The 13521-nt window shown below is 62.9% G+C and carries 13 protein-coding genes; 8 read left to right on the top strand and 5 right to left on the bottom strand.

The window, feature by feature from the left end; all coding sequences use genetic code 11:
* Window position 1 precedes the first annotated feature (1 nt).
* A complete protein-coding gene (locus DN611_RS07915; RefSeq protein WP_021749307.1) occupies window positions 2-340 on the top strand; it encodes a histidine triad nucleotide-binding protein in 339 nt (112 codons plus the stop codon).
* Between the two features lie 141 nt (window positions 341-481).
* On the top strand, window positions 482-559 hold the full coding sequence (locus DN611_RS07910; RefSeq protein ID WP_084192840.1) for an HIT domain-containing protein: 78 nt from the start codon (window positions 482-484) through the stop codon (window positions 557-559).
* Window positions 560-693: 134 nt separating this feature from the next.
* Here the strand turns inward: DN611_RS07910 and DN611_RS07905 are convergent, their stop codons facing one another.
* Entirely contained in the window at window positions 694-2157 is a 1464-nt protein-coding gene (locus DN611_RS07905; RefSeq protein ID WP_119311036.1) for an S-layer homology domain-containing protein, read from the bottom strand.
* Between the two features lie 396 nt (window positions 2158-2553).
* Here DN611_RS07905 and DN611_RS07900 point away from each other — a divergent pair, with 396 nt between their 5' ends.
* The 4 genes from DN611_RS07900 (at window position 2554) to DN611_RS07885 (ending at window position 6819) form a co-directional block, all read left to right on the top strand.
* Window positions 2554-4803, top strand: coding sequence for a DNA internalization-related competence protein ComEC/Rec2 (locus DN611_RS07900; RefSeq protein WP_119311035.1), 2250 nt, complete (start codon window positions 2554-2556; stop codon window positions 4801-4803).
* A gap of 9 nt (window positions 4804-4812) precedes the next feature.
* Window positions 4813-5868, top strand: a complete 1056-nt coding sequence (gene holA / locus DN611_RS07895) for a DNA polymerase III subunit delta (protein WP_021749854.1) — start codon at window positions 4813-4815, stop codon at window positions 5866-5868.
* Window positions 5865-6461 (top strand): toprim domain-containing protein, encoded by a 597-nt coding sequence (locus DN611_RS07890; RefSeq protein ID WP_119311034.1) that lies wholly within the window; start codon window positions 5865-5867, stop codon window positions 6459-6461. The genes holA and DN611_RS07890 overlap by 4 nt, the downstream gene beginning before the upstream one ends.
* A gap of 109 nt (window positions 6462-6570) precedes the next feature.
* Window positions 6571-6819: a DUF6514 family protein gene (locus DN611_RS07885; RefSeq protein WP_051319917.1), complete on the top strand. Its 249-nt coding sequence runs from the start codon at window positions 6571-6573 to the stop codon at window positions 6817-6819.
* Window positions 6820-6894: 75 nt separating this feature from the next.
* Here the strand turns inward: DN611_RS07885 and DN611_RS07880 are convergent, their stop codons facing one another.
* On the bottom strand, window positions 6895-7653 hold the full coding sequence (locus tag DN611_RS07880; protein WP_119311033.1) for a helix-turn-helix transcriptional regulator: 759 nt from the start codon (window positions 7651-7653) through the stop codon (window positions 6895-6897).
* Between the two features lie 98 nt (window positions 7654-7751).
* A complete protein-coding gene (locus tag DN611_RS07875; RefSeq protein WP_025544539.1) occupies window positions 7752-8501 on the bottom strand; it encodes a GNAT family N-acetyltransferase in 750 nt (249 codons plus the stop codon).
* Window positions 8502-8763: 262 nt separating this feature from the next.
* On the opposite strand from DN611_RS07875, the gene DN611_RS07870 reads away from it, so the two are divergent.
* The gene (locus tag DN611_RS07870; protein ID WP_119311032.1) at window positions 8764-10461 is read left to right on the top strand and encodes a glutamine--tRNA ligase/YqeY domain fusion protein; all 1698 of its coding nucleotides are present in this window, start codon (window positions 8764-8766) and stop codon (window positions 10459-10461) included.
* Between the two features lie 45 nt (window positions 10462-10506).
* Here DN611_RS07870 and DN611_RS07865 read toward each other — a convergent pair whose 3' ends face one another.
* Window positions 10507-10917: a PaaI family thioesterase gene (locus DN611_RS07865; protein WP_021749861.1), complete on the bottom strand. Its 411-nt coding sequence runs from the start codon at window positions 10915-10917 to the stop codon at window positions 10507-10509.
* A gap of 121 nt (window positions 10918-11038) precedes the next feature.
* Here DN611_RS07865 and DN611_RS07860 point away from each other — a divergent pair, with 121 nt between their 5' ends.
* Window positions 11039-12628, top strand: a complete 1590-nt coding sequence (locus DN611_RS07860) for a carbohydrate-binding domain-containing protein (protein ID WP_160117415.1) — start codon at window positions 11039-11041, stop codon at window positions 12626-12628.
* 33 nt (window positions 12629-12661) lie between these two features.
* Here DN611_RS07860 and sigG read toward each other — a convergent pair whose 3' ends face one another.
* Window positions 12662-13432: an RNA polymerase sporulation sigma factor SigG gene (gene sigG, locus DN611_RS07855; RefSeq protein WP_021749864.1), complete on the bottom strand. Its 771-nt coding sequence runs from the start codon at window positions 13430-13432 to the stop codon at window positions 12662-12664.
* Window positions 13433-13521: the final 89 nt, after the last annotated feature.

The following is a 13521-nucleotide window of genomic DNA, read 5'->3' as shown; positions in this document are numbered from 1 at the left end:
AATGTCCGATTGCCTATTCTGCAAGATCGTTGCCGGGGAGATCCCCAGCAGCAAGGTCTACGAGGACGACGTGTGCTACGCCTTCAATGACATTGATCCCCAGGCGCCCACCCACTTCCTGGTGGTACCCAAGGCCCACATTGGCTCTGTGTCTGAGATCACCGCGGACAACAGCACAGTGGTGGCTCATATCTTCGAGGTCATTGCCAAGCTGACAAAGGAAAAGGGGCTGGACAGCTACCGGGTGGTCTCCAACATCGGCGAGCAGGCGGGACAGAGCGTGTTTCATCTGCACTTCCATGTACTGAGCGGCAGAGATATGACGTGGCCTCCGGGCTGATGCCTGGGAGCCACGGCCCCGGCGGGGCCGCACGCGAGAGCGCGTGCAAGCGTTTTGCGAAGCAAAACCTTGGAGCGGGCGGGCTTTGCCTGCCCGCTCAAGTTTTATCCGGGGCCCCCACCGGGCTTGGCCAGGTGGGGAATGCAGGCGGGGCAGAGCGTGTTTCATCTGCACTTCCACGTACTGAGCGGCAGAGATATGACGTGGCCTCCGGGCTGATGCGGCCTTCGAGAGGGGCGGCTGTACCGCTGAGGCAAAATGATTTCAATTTCCTGATTTGCCGTCCGTTGGAGCATAAGAGAGCGCCGCGAGCTTTGCTCGCGGCGCTCTCTTACTGAATTAGAAGGGGGGGGTTACAGCTCACCGCCGGAGAGGACCGGGGTCAGGTCCTCAAAGTTGGAGAAGCTGGGATAAGAGATGCGCACATCATCGCCGGTGGCGTTGACATCCATCTGCATATCCATCTGGAGCTTGGCAGTAATCTGCGCATTTTCGGTCTCCGTGACAGGCAGGCCCAGCACCAGATCCAGGTCGAAGTCCGCGGTGCAGGACTCCAGCTCTCCGTCGGAACCGACGGTGTAGACGTATGTGCAGCTCTGCAGATCTGCGGTGAGGTCCACCGGGCTCTCCATGGCGGCAAGCTCTTCCTGCAAGGCCGTCAGCAGATCCTCCAGAAGGCTGTTCAGGCTGTCATCCATCTTCATGGTGTATACGGTGCGGGAGCCCGTGCGGGAGACGTCGATGGAGTCGATCATGGGCAGCATCATGCTGTTCATCTGGCCGCTGATCTGCAGCATCTCCTGGTAAAACTCCGCGAACCCGTCCATGTTGCCAACCGGATATTTGTACCGGTCTGTGGTTCCGTCCATCTCCTCCTGGATATAGACCCAGCCGTCCTGCATCCACTCCTGAACAGAGACTTGATCCTGCATGGTCACATCGGGGCCGGCGCCTGCCGTGTTGGATTCCATGTTCATGTTCATGGAAATGGCCAGCTGGAGCGGGTCTTTCAGAATCATCTGGATGCGGCCGTTTCCGGAGACGGCCACGGACATGGTTTCGTGGATGGTCTCGGTCCCATCGGAGCCGTCAACGGCAATGTCCATCCCCATATTCATGGTATAGTCCGCGTCGATGCCGGTGGAGGAGGCCTGGCTGGCGGCGGTCAGGGCCCGGTAGGCCTCGATTTTCTCGGTAATGGGCCGGGCGGCCTCGGCGTCAATGGCGCCGCTCTCCACCAGGCTGGCCAGCAGATAGGTGCTGCCGTCCTTGAGATCAGCGCCCAGGGCCTGGTAGGTGACGGCAGCCAGATCGTCCCGCAGGAAGGGGGCGGCGTCCAGCATGGAGAGGTTGAACAGGCCGTGGAGCATGGCGAAGTCCAGCGTGTCTGCGTACAGGAAGTCCACGCCGTCCTCATAGCCTAGTGCCCGCAGCAGGAAGGCGCAATACATTTTTGCGCTGCACGGACTGGATGCGCCGAAAGTGGTGGCGGAGGTGCCGTTGGTGATGCCTTGGCTGTACAGCCAGGCGACGGAGGGGGCCGCGGTTTCGCTCACGTCGGTGAAGGGCATGGAGATCTCTCCCGCCTCATAGGCGGCTTTGGCCTCGTCCTCGGCGCCGTAGAGCCGCACCAGCATGATGGCGGCCTCGGAACGGGTAGGGGCGCGGTCCAGCTCAAAGCCGCCGGCGGTGCCCCGGAACACGCCGATGGCGGACAATTCCTCCGCAACGGAGTCGTAGGAAGAGGCGGAGGCGGTCCCGGCCATTGCCGCAGTCAGCAACAAGGTCGCGGCCGGTATGGTCAGAATGCGTTTCATGGTCAACGCTCCTCTCTTTTTTGGTGGAAGAATTTCCACTGATTACTGCTATCTTACGCCGGGCGGAGAGAGCCGTCAAGAGCAGGGAACATGATTTATGGAAAAAGGGCTGGTATTTCCCGCCGGTTCCCGGTATAATGTACCCAAATGGTTTCTCTTTCCCCATTTTTCCAAACAGCTGTGATCGGCTGGGGCGAGGCGGGAAAGCAGAATCATTGGGAGAAAGCGCGTCCGGCCAAAGGGCTGACACGGGGCAACGGAGCAGGTGCCGTGAATCCCGGCGGCCTATGCATGGATCCGGCGGAGAGAGCAAAATTGCGGCTCTTTTGCAGCCTGCCCGCTGTTCTGGGCAGCCGCTGGACGAGCTGTTTGGCAGGATGGAAAAGAGGAGAGACCATGCGCAAGCTGGCCGCGTTCACCGTGTCCTTCGCTCTGGGGATCTGTCTGGCCCAGTATCTGCTGCCGGAGAGGCTTCTTCTGCCCGTGGCGGCAGTTTTCTTTGCCGCGGCCTGCCTCGCCCTGCTGCTGCCGGGACTTTGGCGGAAGCGGGTGTTGCTGGTGGGCACGGGGCTGGCCCTGGCCCTGGGGTGGAACTGGCTGTACAGCTATGCTGTACGGGCGCCTCTTGCGGCCCTGTCCGGCAGCGAGGGCACCGCTTCCATGACTCTTTTGGAGTACGCCGTCCCCACGGACTACGGCGCCAAGGTGACAGTGAAGCTGGAGGGGGTTCCCCTGGGCAAGGTGGTCTGCTACGGCGGGGCGGACCTGCTGGACCTGGAGCCGGGCCAGACGGTGGCGGCACAGGTGAAATTTCAGGATTCCGCCCGGCTTCGGGAGGATACCATTACCAACTTCACCGCTCAGGGAGTGTTCCTGCTGGCCTACCAGCGGGGAGACGAGGCCGTCTACGGTGAGGGATCCGCCGGCTCGCCACGGTGGTGGCCCGCCCATGCGGCCCGGGCCATGCAGAACCGGGTGACGGCGCTGTTTGACGGAGATGAGGCCGCGTTCCTCAGCGCCATCCTCACCGGGGACACGTCCGGATTGTCGGAAGAAGCCCGGTCCGACCTGTCGGAGGCGGGACTCAGCCACATCCTGGCCGTGTCCGGGTTGCACTGCGGCTTTCTGATGACGCTGATTCTGCTGCTCACAGGACGGCACCGGCACCGTCTGGCGGCGGCGCTGGCGCTGCCCGTCCTGATGTTCTATACGCTGTTGACCGGGGCCAGTCCCTCGGTGGTCCGGGCCTGCATCATGGTGGTGTTCGTGCTGGCGGCACCCCTGTTTCAGCGGGACAGCGACCCGCCCACCACGCTGTCCGCCGCCCTGTTTTTGATCCTGCTGGCGAACCCCTTTGCGGCGGCCTCCATCAGTCTGCAGCTGTCCTTCGGAGCCATGGCGGGGCTTCTCTGGCTGACGCCGAAGCTCCAGGACCTGCTGTTGGGGGAGAGACCGAGTGGGAAGGTCTGCCGACTGCTGGTTTCCAGCCTGTCGGCCACCGTGGGGGCCATGGCATTCACGGTGCCCTTGTGCGCTGTCTACTTCGGGTCGCTGGTACTGATCTCTCCGGTAAGCAACCTGCTGTGCCTGACAGCCTCCAGCCTTGTGTTCACGCTGGGGCTTGGGGCAGTCCTGGCGAGCTTCCTCTGGGTGCCTCTGGGGACGGTGATCGGCTTCGTGCCGGCTTTGCTGACCCGGTATATCCTCTGGATATCCGGGGTTCTGGCGTCTGTCCCCCACCACGCCCTGTACTTCACCAACCCGTATCTGAAATACTGGCTGGTATTTCTGTATGTCCTCTTCGCCGCGGCCTTTTTCCTGCGGCCCAAGGCCCGGCGGAAGTATGCCGTGGCCGGTGTGCTGGCGGCGGTATCCCTGGCGGTGACGGTGCGGCTGGGCGCGCCCCACTACACCCGGGGCGGCCTGGACGCCTATGTGCTGGACGTGGGGCAGGGGGAGAGCGTGCTGCTGACCTCCGGCGGGAAATTTGCCCTGGTGGACTGCGGCAGCCGCAACAGCTGGTACGACGCCGGCGGCATCGCGGCGGATCACCTGGCCACCATGGGCTGTGGGACGCTGGACTATCTGATTCTGACCCACTACGACTACGATCACATCTCCGGCGTGGCGGAGCTGCTGGCAAGAGCGCGGGTGGACACTCTGCTCCTGCCGGACGTGTCCGACGATGCAGGGGCGCGGTTCCGGGTGGAGCTGGCCGCCCGGAACCACGGCGTGGACATTCAATACGTGGAGGCGGAGACGGTTTACACCCTGGGGGAGAGCAGCCTCACCATCTACCCGCCGGGGGACGTGGAGGGCGACAACGAACAGGGGCTGGCCGTCCTGTGCACCTATGGCGACTACGACCTGCTGATTACCGGGGACCGGAACATGGCGGCGGAGCGGCAGCTGATCGCCGACCATGATCTGCCCGACATCGAGGCCCTGGTAGTAGGCCACCACGGCTCCAAATCCTCCACCTCGAAGGAGTTGCTGGAGGCCCTGACGCCGGAGACGGGCATCATCAGCGTGGGGGACAACAGCTACGGCCACCCCACGGAGGACGCCCTCCGCCGCCTGGTGCTGGCAGACGTGGAGATCTACCGGACGGACAAGCAGGGTACCGTCCATCTATCTGTGAATTGAGGAGACACCATGGCATACGCGAAAAAGACATCCAAGGCCAACGAGGCCTTTCAGAAACTGAAAAACGACCTGGCCGCGGGAACGGCGGGGAACGCCTACATCTTCTACGGGGAGGAGACGTATCTCCGGGAGTACTATCTCAAAGAGCTGCGGAAGAAGCTGGTCCCCGCCGGGTTTGAGGAGTTCAACTACCACACCCTGGAGGGGAAGGACCTGACGGTCCAGACCCTGGCAGAGACGGCGGAGGCCATGCCCATGATGGCGGAGCGGACGCTGATCGTGGTGTCGGACTTCGACCTGTTCAAGCTGAACGAGGAGCAGCGGGAAAAGCTGATCGCCTTTTTGGAGGATGTGCCGCCCTACTGCTGCGTGGTGTTCCTCTACGACACGGTGGAATACAAGCCCAACCGCACCATGAAGAAGCTGTACAAGGCCGTCACCGACCACGTGGAAGCGGTGGAGTTCCGTCCGGCGGACAACAGCGACCTGGTGGTGTGGATCGCCCGGCGGTTCAAGGCCCTGGGGAAGGAGATCGACCGTCAGACGGCGGAGTACCTGATCTTCACCTGCGGCGGTCTGATGACGGGGCTGGTGCCGGAGATCGCAAAGATCGGCGCCTACGCCAAAGGCAGGGCCATCACCCAGAAGGACATCGACGCTGTGGCGGATCCGGTGCTGTCGGCGGAGGTGTTCCGCCTGTCCGACGCGGTGCTCCAGGGGAATTACGACGGGGCGGCCCGCATCCTGGGGGATCTGCTGAAAATGCAGACAGAGCCCATCATGATCCTGGCGGCTTTGGGCAGCCAGCTCCGGCGCATCTATACCGCCCGGATGGCCATTGACAGCGGCAAGGACAAGTACTGGCTCATGGAGCTGTGGGAGATGAAGAGCGACTATCCGGCCAAACTCCTGCTCTCCGCCGCCAAAAAGACCACGGCCGCCTGGTGCGCCGACGCGGTGCAGATGTGCCAGGTGCTGGACCGGCGGATGAAGAGCGAGAAGGGCGTGGACGCCGTGGGCGAGCTGAAGCTGCTGCTGGTGCGTCTGGGGGCGCAGCGGCGATGAAGAAAGCGATCCGAGAGGTCATTGTGGTAGAGGGCCGCTACGACAAAAACGCCCTCAGTCAGGTGGTGGACGCTACCATCATCACACTGGGCGGCTTCGCCGTGTTCAACGACCGGGAGAAGCTGGCCTTTCTCCGCCGCCTGGCGGAGCAGAGGGGGCTCATCGTGCTGACGGACAGCGATGGGGCAGGGTTCGTCATCCGGAACTATCTGAAGGGTGCTCTCCCACGGGATCGGGTGAAGCAGGCATATATCCCGGACATCCCAGGCAAGGAGCGCCGCAAGCGGACCCCCGGCAAAGAGGGCAAGCTGGGCGTGGAGGGTATGAGGCCCGCCGTGCTGCTGGAGGCCCTGCGCCGGGCGGGCGCCACCTTCGCCGACGAGGGGGCGGCGGAGTGTCCGGGAGACCCTATCACCAAGGCGGATCTGTTCGCCCTGGGCCTCACCGGCGGAACCGACAGCGCCGCGAAGCGCCGGGCGCTGCTGAAGCAGCTGGATCTGCCGGAGCACCTGACGCCCAACGGCATGTTAGAGGCGTTGAACCTGTTATACAGCCGGGAGGAGTTCCTTTCCCGAATGGTGAAAACTCAGTAAAAAGCGGGAGGAAGCCGGGCCATCGACAGGGTTCGACAGCATTCCCCCAAACGGCAGTGCTACAATTTTTTTGTTCGTGTGTGACAACAGACAGAAGGAGGAAATCGAGGTGCGGGCCTTCCTGGTAGGAAGAAGGCCGTGCCGCGGCGTACCGGTGGACTACTTTCTGCTGGTGGAGGAGTGGGACGCCCTCTGGGAGTGCTACGGCATCCGCGTGGAGAGCGGCGGGGAGCGGACGGAGATCCCAGGGATCACCGCCTCGCAGTCTGGGATCCTGTCGCTGCTGTCCAAGCTGATGCGGGGGAGCGTGACGCCCGTCGCGGCGCGGGATGTGGTGGAGGACTGGCTGCTGGAATAGCGTGCAGTCCGGCCGTAAAAAGGAGTCCGGAGAGGATGCAGGGTGTGCATTCTCTCCGGACTCTTTTTACAAATTTCAGGGCGCTTTTGCCAACGCCGCCAGAACGGCGGACAGGAGCGGGCACAGGACCAGTCCCGCCGCCAGCAGCCGTCCCCGGCGGGAAGCGAACGTCACGCCCTTCCGTCCCGCCCGTTCCGCCAGCAGCCCCATGGGGAGGGACAGCAGATAGATGCATCCCCAGAAGGCCCAGCCGTAGTGCCCGTGTCCCATGGCCGCTCCCGGCGGGTGGGGCCCCAGAACCAGCCCCATCAAAAATCCGATGAGAAAATAGGCGCAGGTGGTGCAGGAGAGCCGGTACCGCCCCAGCAGCGCCGTCAGGGCGGAGAGGGCCATGGCCCACCAGAAGAGACCGCTGCTGAGGAGCCAGCCGTAGAGATAGCTCTCCCCGCCGCTGGGCCGCTCCCACAGCAGCCAGCCCAGCAGGGAGCTGTCCTCCAGGGGGCACCAGAGGATGCGGCCCAGCAGGTAAAAGACAAGATACCCCGCAGTTACCGCCAGAGCCGCCAGGACCCGGGGACGCCGGCGGCTCCGGGACCACAGGGGTGGAGGTGCCTCTGCCGCCGGAGCGTCCGCCTCCTCTGATGGGAGCAGCAGGTCCACCGTGGTGCCGAAGAGCTCCGCCAGGCGGAAGAGGTTCTCCGTGCTGGGGGCGCTCTGGCTGGACTCCCATTTGGTAACCGCCTGGCGGCTGACATCCATCCGGCGGGCCAGAGCCTCCTGGGACAAGCCTGCCCGTCGGCGGTGTTCCCTGATCCGCTGACCCAGCGTGGTCATGGACACACCTCCTTTCAGACTTTATGCTACCAGAATTCAACTCCTTTGACCACCAACTATCCGGCAACAATCGGTTGCGGCGGCGGAAAAGGGCAGCTTTACCGCTTCAGCAGCCGCCGTAGAGAAGCGGCGTCCAGCAGGTTCACCGTCTGGAAGGCACCGCCGTAAAACACGGCGTAGTTGTTGAACACGCAGGGAAGAGCCTTGGCCTTCTCCAATGTGTCCACAGGCACCAGAGAATACGGAGCCCCGGCCTCTCCACACACCTGCCGGATGATCTCCAGGCTGTTGACCGCATAGGGACACTGGTCACTGTAATAAATCGTCAGCGCCTTTTCCTCGATGGTCCCCGCCCTGGCTTGGTCCGTAAAGCGGGGGAGGGTACCGTCGAAGGATCGGGCCAGCAGGGTGTAGCCATAGCCCGTTTCATCCACCGTCTCAAAGCCGTACTTCCGGGCGAAGGACTGGTCGGAGAGCCAGGCCTTCTGTTTTTCCGCCCCCAGCATGCAGATGCCGGATTTTCCCCGGTCCCGGGCGTCCGCCAGGCAGTGCTCCATCAGCGCCCGGCCGTACCCCTTGCCCTTGTATGCACCGGCCACCCAGAGGCAGTAGAGGTACAGATAGTTGTCCCCCTCTACAGGGACCCAGGCGGTCTCCAAAGGGGCGTGCTCGATAAAGACCTTTTCCTTGACATCCAGTTTCCGGAAGACGTGCCCCTCCGGCAGGCGGTCCACCAGCCACCGGCGTTTAGCCTCCACGCCGGGGTGGGGCTTTTTGCTGCGGATGATGCAGCACAGGTGCTGATCGGCGATGTTTTCCGCCGTCAGATCGATGAATCCCGGTTCCATACAGACGCTCTCTTTCCGCCGGAGACGCCGGCCTTTTTTTCGTATCGTACCAGATCCGGCGGAAGAACGCAACTGTCCTGCCGGTTCGCCAAAGGCGCTGCCAGCGGCAGGTTTATCTTAATGATAAGTTTTTGCTGTCCCCATGCCGCCAATGGCCGTCTAAAACAACGTATTGCATTTCCCCGTCAGATTTTGTATAATAAATATCCTAACGTGTACGCATACCAACGATACACTGCGCGAGAGGGAGGAATGACAGCGCATGGCAGAGGAGATCAAGCTGACGCAGGACGAGGCGCCGGAGAGCCGGAACTTTATCCACGCTTTCATCGAGGGGGACATCGGCCCCGGCGGCCAGTTCGAGGGGATGACCGTCCACACCCGGTTCCCGCCGGAGCCCAACGGCTACCTGCACATCGGGCACTGCAAGGCGCTGACCATCGATTTCGGCACGGCGGAGAAGTTCGGCGGCCTGTGCAACCTGCGGATGGATGACACGAACCCCACCAAGGAGGACGAGGAATTCGTAGACGCCATTCAGCAGGACATTCACTGGCTGGGCTTTGACTGGGGCGACCGGTTCTTCTACGGCTCGGATTACTTTGACGAGGATTATCGTCAGGCGGTGGGCCTCATCAAGAAGGGCCTGGCTTATGTCTGCGAGCTGACGCCGGAGCAGTTCAAGGAGTACCGGGGAGATACCACCACTCCGGCCCGCTCCCCCTGGCGGGACCGGCCCATCGAGGAGAGCCTGGACCTGTTCGAGCGGATGAAGAACGGCGAGTTCCCGGAGGGCAAGTACACCCTGCGGGCCAAGATCGACCTGGCCAGCGGCAACTTCAATATGCGGGACCCGGTGCTCTACCGGATCAACTACCTGCCCCATCACCGCCAGGGGAACAAGTGGTGCATCTATCCCATGTACGACTTCGCCCACCCCATCCAGGACGCGCTGGAGGGCATCACCCACTCCCTCTGCTCCCTGGAGTTTGAAAACCACCGCCCCCTGTACAACTGGGTGGTAGAGCACTGTGACCTGCCCAGCCATCCCCGGCAGATCGAGTTCGCCCGCCTGGGCATCGACCACACGGTGCTGAGCAAGCGCAAGCTCCGCAAGCTGGTGGAGGAGGGGAGGGTCTCCGGCTGGGACGATCCCCGGATGCCCACGCTCTGCGGCCTGCGCCGCCGGGGCTATACGCCCCGGTCTATCCGGAACTTCTGTGAGCGCATCGGTGTGGCAAAGTCTGCCAACGTGGTGGAATACGGCTTCCTGGAGCACTGCCTGCGGGAGGACCTGAACGAGACCGCCCAGCGGACCATGGCGGTGATCCGGCCCATCAGGCTGACCATCACCAACTATCCGGAGGGGAAAAGCGAGACCGTTACCGTGGAGAACAACCCCCTGGACCCCGCCGCCGGCACCCGGGAGATCGCCTTCTCCCGCAACCTCTGGATCGAGTCCGACGATTTCCTGGAGACCCCGGTGCCCAAGTACAAGCGGCTCTACCCCAATGGACCGGAGTGCCGCCTGAAAGGGGCTTATCTCATCCGCTGCACCGGCTGCGTGAAGGACGAGAACGGCAGCGTCACCGAGGTGCTGGCGGAGTACGACCCGGAGAGCCGGGGCGGCGACCCCGCTGACGGCCGGAAGGTGAGGGGTGCCACCATCCATTGGGTGGATGCCGCCACCGCCATCGACGCGGAGGTGCGGCTGTACGACAACCTGTTCACCGACGCGGACCCGGACGCCGCCGACAAGAACTTCCTGGAGTGCCTGAACCCCAACTCCCTGGAGGTCCTCACCGGCTGCAAGGTGGAGCCTTCCCTGGCGGATGCCGCAGCTCCCGCCAGCTTCCAGTTCATGCGCCTGGGCTACTTCTGCCTGGACAGCAAGGACTCCAAGCCCGGCCATCTGGTGTTCAACCGATCTGTGAGCTTGAAGGACAGCTTCAAGAAATAAGCATGCAAAAAGACCGCCGAAGGGCGGTCTTTTTGTATGCGCTTCTCACAGCGGGATCTCCCGGTCCAGCTTGTAGAAGGTGAAGGACCCGTTCCCCAGCAGCGTCCCCGCCTGATCCCGGATCTCCACCTCGTAAAAGCAGAGAGTTCGGCCGGGCTTGGTCTCCCGGGCCTCTGCCACCAGATGGTCCCCCAGCTTGGCGCTGCGGAGAAAGTTGTAGGAGGCGTTCACCGTCACGGCATAATATCCGTGGGAGGCCATGGCGGAGCCGCAGGCCGTGTCTGCCAGGGAGAAGTAGCAGCCCCCGTGGGCAACCCCCACAGGGTTGGCGTCCTCCGCCGTGATGTCCTTTACCGCCCGGGCGTAGCCGGGGCCGATCTCCTCCACAAAGATCCCCAGCCGCTGGGCGAAGGGGTTGGAGCTGTTCCGGGTGTCTCTGAGCTTTTTGTAGTCCATGTGTGCGGTCTCCTCGTTTTTGATGACTTGCTTTCAGCTTACTCCGAACTTGTGAAAAGGTCAATTTTTTTCCTCCTTTTTTCAGTGGAAATTCAGAAATCCATGATAGACTGCCTCCATCTTGACGGAAAGGATTTGCTGCAATGAAACGAATTGCTTCTCTCTTGCTGGGGCTGGCGATGGCTGCGGCGCGCAGGGCCGCGAGACGGCCGCGCAGGAATTTCCGGACGCTGTTTCCATCGTCCTCTCGGATGACGGCATTATTGTGGACGGGAAGGCGGTCTCCACAGACGAGTCAGCCGCCGTCCACACGGCCCATGACATTGTCTGCTATGAATCCGGCCGCGACTTCACCTACGGCGAGGGCACGGAGGCCGACGAACACACCGCCGAAGAGGCGGAGGCCCACACGGTGGTCCACATCACACAACCCGGCACCTACGCCCTCAGCGGCACCCTGTCCGCAGGACAGATCGCTGTGGACCTGGGGGAGGACGCGGAGGACGACCCGGCGGCAGTGGTGACGCTGATCCTGAACGGCGTGGACATCACCTGCACTGTGGCCCCGGCGGTGATTTTCTATAACGTCTATGAGTGCGGCAGCACAGACGAGGACACCGCCTCGGAGACCGTGGACACCTCCGCCGCCGGTGCCAACGTGCTGATTGCTGACGGTACTATCAACAACGTCACCGGCTCCTATGTGGCCCGGATCTACGACCCGGACAGCGTGGTGCTCAGCGAGGACGGAATGACCGTGGAGGACAGCGAGAAGCTCCACAAATACGACGGCGCATTTTACTCCAAGATGTCCATGAATGTGGACGGGGGTGAGGCCGGCACTGGTGTGCTGAACATCACCGCCGACAATGAGGGGCTGGACACGGAGCTGCACCTCACCATCAACGGCGGCACCATCAACATCACCTCCGGCAATGACGGCATCAACACCAATGAGGACAATGTATCCGTCACCACTGTCAACGGCGGTTCCGTGAACATTCAGGTCGCCGGCGAGACCGGCGAAGGCGACGGCATCGACTCCAACGGCTGGCTGGTAATCAACGGCGGCGCCGTCACCGCCGCGGCCTGCTCCGACAGCGGGGACGCGGGTATCGACGCCACCATGGGCATCACCATCAACGGCGGCACAGTAGCGGCCTCCGGCAATATGTATGACCAAATCGACGGCGGGGCCCAGAACTATGTGGTGTTCTCCTTTGCATCCCGGCAGAACGGCGGCCAGACCTATACCCTGCAAAACGCCGACGGGGAGACTGTGGGCACCTGGACGCCGGCAAACGACTTCACCTGTCTGGTGGTGTCCTCCCCGGACCTGACGGCAGGGGACTACACCCTGTGGCAGGGAGACACCCAACTGGCCGGCACCATGTCCGACGGCGTGGGCAGCCCCGGCGGCGGTCGGCACATGGGCGGTGAGGCGCCTCCCGCGGACTTGGATCCCTGGCAGGCGCCGGAGGGCGAGGTGCCGGAGAACGCTGGCAGTGAAGTTCCGGACGATCCCCCTGAGCGCCCGGATGGGGAAATGGAGCCTGACGGTAGGGAATCTCCCGCAGGCGGCCGCGGCCCCGGCGGCGGAGAGGGCGGCCAGAGCGCCGCGGGCCTGTCCAAGACATTCACTTTGTCGGATGGCGGGAGCTTCTTTAACGGGCTCTCACCGACGGAGACAACAGAAGCCTCTGAGACGTAAAGACAGCGGGGCCGGTTTCCCGGCCCCGCCTGCTCATATATTTTTTTTGATGGTGTTGATGGCGCCCTTCTCCAGCCGGCTCACCTGAGCCTGGGAGATGCCGACCTCCGCGCTGACCTCCATCTGGGTCTTTCCCTCGTAGAACCGCAGGGAGAGGATGCGCCGCTCCCGGTCATCCAGCCGCTTCATGGCCTCTTTCAGGGCGATGCGGTCCGTCCAGGCCTCGTCGGTGTTCCGGGTGTCGCTGACCTGGTCCATGACGCAGATGGCGTCGCCGCCGTCGGAGTATACCGGCTCGTACAGCGACACGGGATCCACGATGGCGTCCATGGCGAAGACCACTTCCTCCCGGGGGATGCCCAGCTCCTGGGCGATCTGTTCCACCGTGGGCTCCCGCTGGTTTTCCGCCAGGTACTTGTCCCGGACCTGCAGGACTTTATAGGCCGTGTCCCGCATGGAGCGGGACACCCGGATGGCGCTGTTGTCCCGGAGATATCGGCGGATCTCGCCGATGATCATGGGCACGCCGTAAGTGGAAAACCGCACTGGCTGATTGATATCAAAGTTATCGATGGCCTTGATGAGCCCCACGCAGCCCACCTGAAACAGGTCGTCGGCGTTCTCGCCCCGGCCGGCGAAGCGCTGGATGACGGAGAGCACCAGCCGCAGATTTCCCTCGATCAGTTCCCGGCGGGCCTCCTGGTCCCCGGCCTTGGTGCGGCGCAGGAGTTCCATGGTCTCCTCGTTTTTCAACACCTTCAGCTTTGCCGTGTTGACGCCCGCGATCTCCACCTTGCCCTGCATGGCTGTGCCCCCTCAAACCCTGAAACTTCATGAGTTCAGTATGGCCGGAGGGCTTTTTTCCTATACTGGAAGCTTTTGTCGCTTTCTGC

The organism is Oscillibacter sp. PEA192, assembly GCF_003574015.1.
In the GTDB taxonomy this organism is placed as follows: Bacteria; Bacillota; Clostridia; order Oscillospirales; family Oscillospiraceae; genus Oscillibacter; species Oscillibacter welbionis.
Note: the sequence above shows the minus strand (reverse complement) of the source record. Positions and strands in the feature narration are given on the sequence as shown.

What these genes read in the sequence shown, in the direction of transcription:
- DN611_RS07915 (WP_021749307.1), top strand. Translation starts at nt 2, where the DNA reads ATGTCCGATTGCCTATTCTGCAAGATCGTTGCCGGGGAGATCCCCAGC.
- DN611_RS07910 (WP_084192840.1), top strand. Translation starts at nt 482, where the DNA reads ATGCAGGCGGGGCAGAGCGTGTTTCATCTGCACTTCCACGTACTGAGC.
- DN611_RS07905 (WP_119311036.1), bottom strand. Translation starts at nt 2,157, where the DNA reads ATGAAACGCATTCTGACCATACCGGCCGCGACCTTGTTGCTGACTGCG.
- DN611_RS07900 (WP_119311035.1), top strand. Translation starts at nt 2,554, where the DNA reads ATGCGCAAGCTGGCCGCGTTCACCGTGTCCTTCGCTCTGGGGATCTGT.
- holA (WP_021749854.1), top strand. Translation starts at nt 4,813, where the DNA reads ATGGCATACGCGAAAAAGACATCCAAGGCCAACGAGGCCTTTCAGAAA.
- DN611_RS07890 (WP_119311034.1), top strand. Translation starts at nt 5,865, where the DNA reads ATGAAGAAAGCGATCCGAGAGGTCATTGTGGTAGAGGGCCGCTACGAC.
- DN611_RS07880 (WP_119311033.1), bottom strand. Translation starts at nt 7,653, where the DNA reads ATGACCACGCTGGGTCAGCGGATCAGGGAACACCGCCGACGGGCAGGC.
- DN611_RS07875 (WP_025544539.1), bottom strand. Translation starts at nt 8,501, where the DNA reads ATGGAACCGGGATTCATCGATCTGACGGCGGAAAACATCGCCGATCAG.
- DN611_RS07870 (WP_119311032.1), top strand. Translation starts at nt 8,764, where the DNA reads ATGGCAGAGGAGATCAAGCTGACGCAGGACGAGGCGCCGGAGAGCCGG.
- DN611_RS07865 (WP_021749861.1), bottom strand. Translation starts at nt 10,917, where the DNA reads ATGGACTACAAAAAGCTCAGAGACACCCGGAACAGCTCCAACCCCTTC.
- sigG (WP_021749864.1), bottom strand. Translation starts at nt 13,432, where the DNA reads ATGCAGGGCAAGGTGGAGATCGCGGGCGTCAACACGGCAAAGCTGAAG.